The organism is Mycobacterium sp. MAC_080597_8934, from assembly GCF_000523975.1.
Lineage (GTDB): Bacteria > Actinomycetota > Actinomycetes > Mycobacteriales > Mycobacteriaceae > Mycobacterium > Mycobacterium avium.
Window position 1 is genome coordinate 218,743 of sequence record NZ_JAOS01000015.1, and the last position, 9,516, is coordinate 228,258.

Annotated in this window: 7 protein-coding genes and 1 riboswitch; of the genes, 1 reads left to right on the top strand and 6 read right to left on the bottom strand. The window is 70.4% G+C overall.

The features are described from left to right. The first annotated feature begins 50 nt into the window (after positions 1-50). Positions 51-1,007, top strand: coding sequence for an asparaginase (locus NF20_RS08570; protein WP_031348054.1), 957 nt, complete (start codon positions 51-53; stop codon positions 1,005-1,007). Here the strand turns inward: NF20_RS08570 and NF20_RS08575 are convergent. The 6 genes from NF20_RS08575 to NF20_RS08600 form a co-directional block, all read right to left on the bottom strand. After that, positions 972-2,348, bottom strand: a complete 1,377-nt coding sequence (locus NF20_RS08575; protein WP_019732749.1) for a DNA polymerase IV — start codon at positions 2,346-2,348, stop codon at positions 972-974. The two genes, NF20_RS08570 and NF20_RS08575, sit on opposite strands and share 36 nt — an antisense overlap. Before the next feature lie 121 nt (positions 2,349-2,469). Then, positions 2,470-3,330, bottom strand: a complete 861-nt coding sequence (locus NF20_RS08580; RefSeq protein WP_019732750.1) for a DUF559 domain-containing protein — start codon at positions 3,328-3,330, stop codon at positions 2,470-2,472. Between the two features lie 94 nt (positions 3,331-3,424). Continuing rightward, positions 3,425-6,586 (bottom strand): isoleucine--tRNA ligase, encoded by a 3,162-nt coding sequence (ileS, locus tag NF20_RS08585; RefSeq protein ID WP_050485458.1) that lies wholly within the window; start codon positions 6,584-6,586, stop codon positions 3,425-3,427. Between the two features lie 323 nt (positions 6,587-6,909). Beyond that, positions 6,910-7,146, bottom strand: coding sequence for an Rv1535 family protein (locus tag NF20_RS08590; protein WP_009977455.1), 237 nt, complete (start codon positions 7,144-7,146; stop codon positions 6,910-6,912). A 293-nt stretch (positions 7,147-7,439) separates the two neighbouring features. Beyond that, a riboswitch (M-box (ykoK) riboswitch) is annotated at positions 7,440-7,624 on the bottom strand. Between the two features lie 138 nt (positions 7,625-7,762). Then, the gene (locus tag NF20_RS08595) at positions 7,763-8,881 is read right to left on the bottom strand and encodes an NAD(P)H-dependent flavin oxidoreductase (RefSeq protein ID WP_011725348.1); all 1,119 of its coding nucleotides are present in this window, start codon (positions 8,879-8,881) and stop codon (positions 7,763-7,765) included. Between the two features lie 62 nt (positions 8,882-8,943). Next, positions 8,944-9,513, bottom strand: coding sequence for a carboxymuconolactone decarboxylase family protein (locus NF20_RS08600; protein ID WP_011725349.1), 570 nt, complete (start codon positions 9,511-9,513; stop codon positions 8,944-8,946). Between the last annotated feature and the right edge of the window lie 3 nt (positions 9,514-9,516).

Here is a 9,516-nt window from a genome sequence, read left to right on the forward strand (position 1 = left end):
CATATCATCCCCTACCGCGTCCGTAGACCGGAGACGTGCGGGCGGCGGCGATGCGCGATGATTCCCCCATGGCCCGCCTCACCGTGATCGCCACCGGGGGCACCATATCGACCGGCACCGGCGCCGACGGGGTGCACCGGCCCTGCTACAGGGGGGCGGATCTGACGGCCCCGTTCCGCGCCGATCACGACGTCGAGGTGGTCGACCTGCTGGCGGTGGACAGCTCGGAGCTGACCCTGGCCGACTGGGATCGGATGCGCGGCGCGGTGACGGCGGCGCTGGACGGCGGCGCCGACGGCGTGGTGATCCTGCACGGCACCGACACCATGGAGGAGACCGCGCTGTGGCTCGATCTGACCTACGACGGGCCGGCGCCGGTGGTGTTGACCGGCGCGATGCGCAGCGCCGACGCGCCGGACGCGGACGGTCCGGGCAACGTGCGCGACGCCCTGGCGGTGGCCGCGCATCCGGCCGCCCGCGGGCTGGGCGTGCTGCTGTGTTTCGCCGGCCGGGTGCTGCAGCCGCTGGGCCTGTCCAAGGTGGCCACCGAGGACTTGAGCGGCTTCGCCGGCCGGCTGGTGGGCACGGTCGCCGGCGATGTCGCGCTGACCGGCCCGAAAACCCGGCCCTACCTCGGTGACCTGGGTGCCGCCGCGGCCCCGCGGGTGGACATCGTCGCGGCGTATCTGGGCAGCGACGCGGTGGCCCTGGACGCCTGCGTGGCCGCCGGGGCCCGGGCCGTGGTGCTCGAGGCGCTGGGTTCGGGTAACGCCGGGCCGGCGGTGGTCGACGCGGTGCGCCGGCACTGCGGCACCGGGGTGGTGATCGCGGTGTCCACCCGGGTGCCCGGCGGGCGGGTCGGCGCGAGCTACGGGCCCGGGCACGAGATGGCCGCCGCGGGGGCGGTGCCGGTGCCCACGCTGCGGCCGCCGCAGGCCCGGGTGCTGCTGATCGCCGCGCTGGCCGCCGGGCTACCGGCCGCCGACGTCCTCGGCCGGTGGGGCTGACGACTCCTGCAGGCCCTCGACGTAGTCCGGCCAGTCCAGCGAATCGACCGGGTTGGCGCGCACCAGCTCGGCGCTGTCGGCGGGGAAGGTGCGGGCCGGGCCCGGGCCGGAGGTGCGGGTCTCGAACCGGGCGGTGACCACGCCGTGCCCGGCGCCCTGCACCCAGCCGTGCCCCAGGTCGGGGTGGGCGACGTCGTCGCCCACCCGCCAACCCGCGTCGTGTCCGGGCCCGAACATTGCCTCGGCCGCGGTCTCGACCGACTGCGAATCCGATTGCGGCGCAGACATTTCCAGGTCCGGGAACAGCGACTCCTGACGCACCTCGCTCAGCCCGGAAAACCCCACCCCGAGCAGGCGGATCGGCCCGATCTCGCGCGGGTCGAGCAGCAGCCGCCGGGCCACGCCGACCAGCGCGGCGGCCTCGGTGGTCGCGTAGGGCAGGGTCGCGGAGCGGGTCAGCGTGCTCATGTCGGACTTCTTCAGCTTGACCGTGACGGTGCGCGCGCCCCGGCCGTCGCGCAGCAGGCGGTGATGGGCGTGCTCGGCGATCGGTTCGATCGCCTCGCGCAGCTGCTCGAGGGTGGTCAGGTCGGCGGCGAAGGTCGACTCGGAGCTGATCTGTTTGGCTTCGGCGCGTTCGGCGACGGGCCGGTCGTCGATGCCGCGGGCCAGCCGGTGCAGCGCGGGGCCGATGGTGGCGCCCAGGATGTTGGCGGCCTCGGCGTCGGTCAGCGCGGCCAGCTCGCCGATGGTCTCGATGCCCAGCCGATGCAGCTTCTCCTCGGCGACCGGCCCGATCCCCCACAGCCGGCGCACCGGCAACCCGCCGAGCAGCTCGCGTTCCTCGGCGCGGCGCACCACCCGGACCCCGTCCGGTTTGGCCAGGCCGGAGGCGATCTTGGCGATCTGCTTGCCCGAGCCGGCGCCCACCGAGGCGATCAGCCCGGTCTGCTCACGAACCCGTCGGCGCAACTGTTCGCAGAACGCCTCGACGTCCTCGGCCGGCGCGCCGGCGAGTTGGGCCGGCTCGCCGAACCCCTCGTCGAAGGACAGTTGCTCGACGACGGGCACCACGGCGCGGATGGTGTCGAAGACCCTCCTGCTGGCCACGCCATAGACCACGCCGCGCGGCGGCAACACCACCGCGGAGACGCCGACCAGCCTCTTGGCCTGATGCATGGGCATGGCCGAGCGGGCGCCGAACACGCGCGCCTCGTAGCTGGCGCCGGCCACCACGCCGCGGCCACCCAAACCACCCACCAGCACCGGACGCCCGCGCAGCGTCGGGCGGGTGAGCTGCTCGACGGACGCGAAGAACGCGTCCATGTCCAGGTGCAGCACCCATCGGGACTCCACCCGATCGATGCTATTGCCCGGGCCTGCTGCGGCCCGGGCTGACCGCGAGAGTGCATCTACCGACGCTGCCTCTCGGGAAACACGTCGCTGGTTGCACTTTCGCGGCTCACAGCGGGCAGCCCGCCGCGCGCAGCGCCCCCCGGATCCTGCCCACTAAGACGTCCGGCCGATTACGCAACAGGTCCGCGCTCACCCGGATGATCCGCCAACCCCGGCGCTCCAATTCTGCGACCCGGTCAATGTCCTTGGCGCGGATGCGCGGATCGGTCCAGTGTTGGGCGCCGTCGTATTCGACGCCCACCCGCCACTGCTCCCACCCCAGATCGATGCGAGCCAGCACGAAACCCCAGTCGTTGTGCACCGTGATCTGGGTGCTGGGTTTGGGCAATCCGGCGCCGACGATCGCCAGCCTCGTCCGGGTCTCTTGCGGCGACTCGGCCCCTGCATCGATAAGAGGCAGCACCCGTCGCAACTGACGCACGCCTCTGGCGCCGCGGTGGGCCCGCATGAGCGGTTCGACACACTCGGTCGTCAGCCCCGTCGCCCTCGCCAACGAATCAATCGCTATGACCGCGGCCACCAAGCCGGGTCGCCGTCCCAGGTCGTACGCGGTGCGCGCAGGCGTCGTCACCGGCACACCGCGGACTTCGGTGATCTCGTCAGGCAGCAACGTCTCATTGCGGGCGACGATCAATGGCGGCGGCCGCTTGCGATCAGTGATCAGTTCGGCGGGTGCGCGCGGATCGACCCATTGCGCGCCCAGCAACGCGGCCGCCGAGTTGCCGGCGACCACCGCCCGCCTGCCTGACCACAGCCAGGCAGCTATCGCCCGGTCGCTGGCGGTGAAGTCGGCACCGCGCTGGTAGACGTTGCGATAGATCCGCGTGCACGAGCGCCGCAGGTCGCGCTCCGTCAGCGTGCCTGCGCTCAGCGCCTCGGTGCCCACAAACAGCTGCCCCTCGCCCATGGGCGGAGGCTGCCACACAGCTCCGACAACCGACGAGAGTGCATCTACCGACACCGTTACTCGGTAAATGCGTCGCCAGTTGCACTTTCGCGGCTCAGACTTTGGAAATGCTCACCCGCACGCCGTCGCCGATCGCGACGGGGTCGGCCGGCTCCCCGAATTCGAAACGGGTGGCCAGGATTTCACCGGCGATCAGGTCGCGGTGGGTGTGCGCCCACTCGGCCCGCTCGGCGGGCACCGACATCACGACGCTGATCCGGTCGGAGACGTCCAGCCCGGTCGACTTGCGCAGCTCCTGCAACTCGCGGATCCGGTCCTTCGCCCACCCCTCGGCCTCTAGCTCCGGGGTGACGGTGCCGTCGAGGACCACCAGGCCGGCCCCATTCGGCAGGGCCGCGGTGAATTCCGGGTCGGCGGCCACCAGCCGTGAGCTGTACTCCTCGGGCAGCAGTACCGCCGGGCCTGCGGTCAGGGTGCCGTCTGCGTTGACGACGCCCTCCCCCGCCTTGACCGCCTTGATCGCCGCCTGCACGTCCTTGCCCAGCCGCGGCCCGGCCACCCGGGCGTTGACGGTCAGCTCGAAGGTGCCGTAGGTGTCGATCGCGTCGGTCAACTCGACGCTCTTGACGTTGAGCTCGTCGGCGATCAGGTCGACGAACGGCGCCAGGTGTTGCGGATTCTCCACCGCCACAGTCAGTTTCGGCAGCGGTAGGCGCACCCGCAGCTTCTTTGCCTTGCGCAGCGAGGAGGCGGCCGAGCACACCTCGCGAACCTGGTCCATCGCCGCGACCAGGCCGGGGTCGGCGGGCAGCTCGCCGCTGCGCGGCCAGTCGGTCAGATGCACCGAGCGTCCGCCGGTCAGGCCGCGCCAGACCAACTCGGTGACCGAGGGCAGCAGCGGCGCGGCCAGCCGCGCGGTCACCTCCAGCACGGTGTGCAGCGTGTCGATGGCGTCGGCGTCCTCGCTCCAGAACCGCGAACGCGACCGTCGCACATACCAATTCGTCAGCGCCTCGGTGAACTGGCGCAGCTGCTCGCAGGCCCGCGAAATGTCGCAGGCGTCCATCTCCCGGGTCAGGTCGTCGCGCAGTTCGGCGAGCTTGGCCAGGATGTAGCGGTCCAGCACCTGGGTCGAATCCGTGCGCCAGGTACCGACTTTCGGCGCGTAGAGGGCCAGGAAGCTGTAGGCGTTCCAGAACGGCAGCAGCACCTGGCGCACGCCGTCGCGGATGCCCTGTTCGGTGACGATGAGATTGCCCCCGCGCAGGATCGGCGAGGCCATCAAGAACCAGCGCATGGCATCGGAGCCGTCGCGGTCGAACACCTCCGACACGTCGGGGTAGTTGCGCAGCGACTTGCTCATCTTCTGTCCGTCGGAGCCCAGCACGATGCCATGGGCCACACAGGTTTTGAACGCCGGCCGGTCGAACAGCGCGGTGGCCAGCACGTGCAGGGTGTAGAACCAGCCGCGGGTCTGCCCGATATATTCGACGATGAAGTCGCCGGGGTAATGCGTCTCGAACCAGTCCCGGTTCTCGAACGGGTAGTGGACCTGCGCGTACGGCATGGACCCCGAGTCGAACCAGACGTCGAGCACGTCGGGGATGCGGCGCATGGTGCTGCGACCGCTCGGGTCGTCGGGGTTGGGCCGGGTCAGCTCGTCGATGTAGGGCCGGTGCAGGTTGTCCGGCCGCACCCCGAAGTCGCGCTCGAGTTCGTCGAGGCTGCCGTACACGTCGATCCGCGGGTAGGCCGGGTCGTCGGACTTCCACACCGGAATCGGGGTGCCCCAGTAGCGGTTTCGTGAGATCGACCAGTCGCGGGCGCCGGCCAGCCACTTGCCGAACTGGCCGTCCTTGACGTGTTCGGGATACCAGGTGATCTGCTGGTTGAGTTCGACCATGCGGTCCCGGAATCGGGTGACCGCCACGAACCAGGACGACACCGCCCGATAGATCAGCGGGTTGCGGCAACGCCAGCAGTGCGGGTAAGGGTGCTCGTAGGTTTCGTGGCGCAGCAGCACCGGCGCGTTGGCCGCGGCGGCGCCGCTGCCGTTCTTCAGGTCCCGGATGATCTGCGGGTTGGCGTCGAAGACGTTGAGGCCCTGGTAATCCGGGACGGCGGCGTCGAAGCGTCCGTTGGAGTCGACCGGCGTGACCGGGGCGATGCCCGCGGCGTCGGCGACGGCCATGTCGTCCTCGCCGTAGGCCGGTGCCAGGTGCACGATCCCGGTGCCGTCCTCGGTGGTGACGAACTCGCCGGCCAGCACCCGAAATGCGTTGGGGCTGTCCATGAAATACGGGAACGGCGGCAGGTACCGGGTGCCCAGCAGCTCGGCGCCCCGGTAGCTGCCCAGGATCTCGGGCTCGGGGCCCAGCTCGCGGGCGTAGGCGGCCAGCCGCGGCTGGGCCAGCACGAAACGACGGTCGCCGGAGCGCACCTGCACATAGGTCACCTCCGGGTGGACGGCGACGGCCAGGTTGGACGGCAGCGTCCACGGCGTCGTCGTCCAGATCAACAGGTGCGCGCCGTCCAGCTCGCCGCCCACCACCTTGAACCCGACCGTCAGCGCCGGGTCCTGCCGGCTCTGGTACACGTCGTCGTCCATCCGCAATTCGTGGTTGGACAGCGGGGTTTCGTCGCGCCAGCAGTACGGCAGCACCCGGTAGCCCTCGTAGGCCAGGCCCTTGTCCCAGAGCTGCTTGAACGCCCAGATCACCGACTCCATGTAGGGCAGGTCGAGCGTCTTGTAGTCGTTGTCGAAATCGACCCAGCGGGCCTGGCGGGTCACATAGGCCCGCCACTCGTCGGTGTAGCGCAACACCGATTCGCGGCAGGCGTCGTTGAACGCGGCGATGCCCATGTCGTCGATCTGCGATTTGTCGGTGATGCCCAGCTGGCGTTCCACTTCCAGTTCGGCCGGCAGCCCATGGGTGTCCCAGCCGAAGCGGCGCTCCACCTTGTTGCCGCGCATGGTGCGGTAGCGCGGGACGATGTCCTTGACGTAGCCGGTGAGCAGGTGGCCGTAGTGCGGCAGCCCGTTGGCGAACGGCGGCCCGTCGTAGAACACGTATTCCTCGGCGCCGTCGCGGCGGGCGATGCTGGCCCGGAAGGTGTCGTCGCGGGCCCAGTAGTCGAGCACCTCGAGCTCGAGCGCCGGGAAGTCGGGCGCGCCGCCGGCCGGCTTCGGGTAGGTCTGGACGGAATCCGCCGGCTGAGCCTCGCGGTCAGCCTGGAACCCGAGATTGTCGGTCACGATGCGCGTTGTCTCCTGTGCCACGGTGCAAACCGGGGACGACGACGCGCTGGCTGCGCGAGCGCCGCGGTACCACCCCGCTTGCCGCGCTTTCGCGTGGCCACTCGAGTGCGGCTGTGACGGGCCTACCCGTTCGGTTCTACTGAGCCGCCCCGCCGGGCCGGCCGTTCTTCCGAAGGCTCCCCGGTGATGGCCGGATCGACGCCAGTACGACGATTCTACGAAACCCCGCAACCGCGGGTCCGCTCCAAGGGGCTACCTGGTCTCAGGGGTCGCCTGCGGCCGGGAAGCCCCTTGGAGCGGTGTAGGTTCGCTGTCCATTTTCAGGCCTGGACTTCCAGCACACCCACCCGCCACAGCGCCGCGTACACGTGGCGCAGCGGGATGCTCAACAGGCGGGCGGCGCCGTCGACCAGCGGGTCGCCGCCGGCACCGAACGGCGCGCCGCTGCCCCGGCGGGTCTTGGGCGCGGGGGCCGCGATGGTGTCGGTGTCGCGCACCACCCGCAGGGTCGGGGCGGGCGCCACGGTGGCCACTTCGTCGTAGAAAGCTGCGGTCATGATCGCCTCCTGGCGGAGAAATACCAACGGGGACTACGGGGACTGACGTGTCCCGTCCCGGGGTTGGTTCCGATCTTCGGAGAACGCTTGGCCGGCAAGGGTTTTCGCGTTGGCGACGGCTCAGCCGAGCGGGTCGCGCCGGAGACCGGGTCGGGACGAAACACGGTTCGGACTTCGGTCCGGACTGTCACTGGAACTCATGTGTCCCTCACCTCCTCGCGGTCCCGGCGCATGCGGGGGTCGCATGCGATCTACGCGCAGCATGAGGAGCAGAACCCGACGATCGTCGGCGATCCGCACCCCTCTCGTCAGAGCTTTGACACCACACGACGTGTCCTGGCCCGAACGACAATCCGAGCCGGAAGCCACCTGGGCTCAACCCTTAAGCCGGGAGGAGCTGTCCTGACCCGGGGCGTCTTTCGACGTTCGGGGTCAGTGGCCTGTATTCGTGTAGACGCCTCACCTAACGAGGTGCTTACCCGACCGATAATGCACGAGCGCTCCGACACGGTCAAATCCCCCGCCAGCGTGTCCGCGATTCTTTACGCGTTCCGTGGGGGCGCCTACAGCATTCGGTCAGCTACCGGCACTGACCTGGCCGTATGGCGATGGCCGATCAGTTTTCGATCAGGCCGTCGAGCCGTCCGACGGTGTCGATGAACTCCTCGACCATGTCCAGCACCACCGCGCGGGCGGGGCGGATCCGGTCCAGCGAGCCCACCACCTGCCCGACGAAGTAGGTGGCCAGCTCGCGGGCCTTGGCGCCCGGCTGGGTGGCGGCGGCGTTGATCCGCAGCTGCGGCTCGGTGATCAGCGCGGTCTGCAGCGGCATGCCCAGCGGGTCGGGGTTTTCCGGGCGGTCCCACTCGTCGGTCCACGCGGTGCGCAGCATCCGGGCCGGCTTGCCCGTCATCGAGCGCGACCGCACGGTGTCGGAGGAGGTGGCGGCCAGGAACTTCTCCTTGACCACCGGCACCGTCTCGGCCTCCTCGGTGGTCAGCCACACCGACCCGCACCACACGCCCTCGGCGCCCAGCGCCAGGGCCGCCGCGATCTGGCGGCCGCGGGCGATGCCGCCCGCGGCCAGCACCGGCACCGGCGCGACGGCGTCGACCACTTCGGGCACCAGGACCATGGTCGCCACCTCACCGGTGTGCCCGCCCGCCTCGGTGCCCTGCGCGACGATCAGGTCCACCCCGGCGGCGGCGTGCCGTTGGGCGTGCGCGGTGGTGCCGGCCAGCGCGGCCACCAGCACATCGCGGTCGTGCGCGCGTTCGACGAGGTCGGGCGGGGGCGGGCCGAGCGCGGAGGCGATGAGCCGGATGTCGTGGGCGAAGGCCACGTCGAGCAGCGGCTGGTAGGTCTTGGGCGAGATGTTCAGGCCGCCGGCACGGATGTCCGCGGCGGGCGCGGTCACCCCGTAGCGGGCCAGCAGGTCGTCGACGAACGCGCGGTGCTCGTCGGGCAGCAGGGTGCGGGCCTGGCCGGCGTCGATGCCGCCCTGCTCGGCGCCGACGTATTTGGGTGGCAGCAACAGGTCGACGCCGTAGGGCTTGCCGCCGGTCTGCTGCTCGATCCAGTTCAGTTCGTTGTCCAGCCGTTGCGGGCTGTGCGCGGTGGCGCCCAGGATGCCGAATCCACCCGCATTGGTCACCGCGGCCACCACGTCGCGGCAGTGGCTGAACGCGCAGATCGGGAATTCCACCCCGAGCAACTCGGCGACCCTGGTTCTCATTGCCCGACGCTAAGAGCTCTCGACAGAGAAGTCAATCGGTTACGGCCGTGGGTGATTCGGCGTCAGCTCGCGGGCTCCCGGCCGTCCGGAGGCCAGCTCGCCACCCCGTCCTCCAACGGCACCTCGAGGCTCTGCAGGATCGAGGCGACCATCCGCCACGCGCCGATGACCGTGACCAGCTCGACGAGAACCGTTGTGTCCCGCTTGAATTCGTGCTCGCACTGCGCCCAGCTGGCGGCGCTGACCGAGCCGTGGCGCACCACGTCGTCGGTGGCGGCCAGCACGGCCCGCTCGGTGGGCCCAAACCCCGGGTAGTTCCGCCAATCTCGCACCCCGAGCAGATCGTCGCCGGGCACGCCGAGCCGGGACGCGACCCGCCAGTGCTGCGTCCACTCGTAGTCGCAGCCGGTGAGCCAGCCGATGCGCATGATGATCAATTCGCGCAACCGGGAATCCAGCGCGCCGTGCCAGAGCATGGTGGCGAGCAGGTCGTTGATGGCACGGGCCAGCGGCGGATGGTTGAGCAGCACCTGGAAGATGCTGAGCTCGGCCATGTAGTTGGGCACGGCTGCTTCGTCGGCGGCGGCCTTGGCTTCGTCCAGGGGCAGTTTGGGCAGGCGCGCTGTGGGCATCGG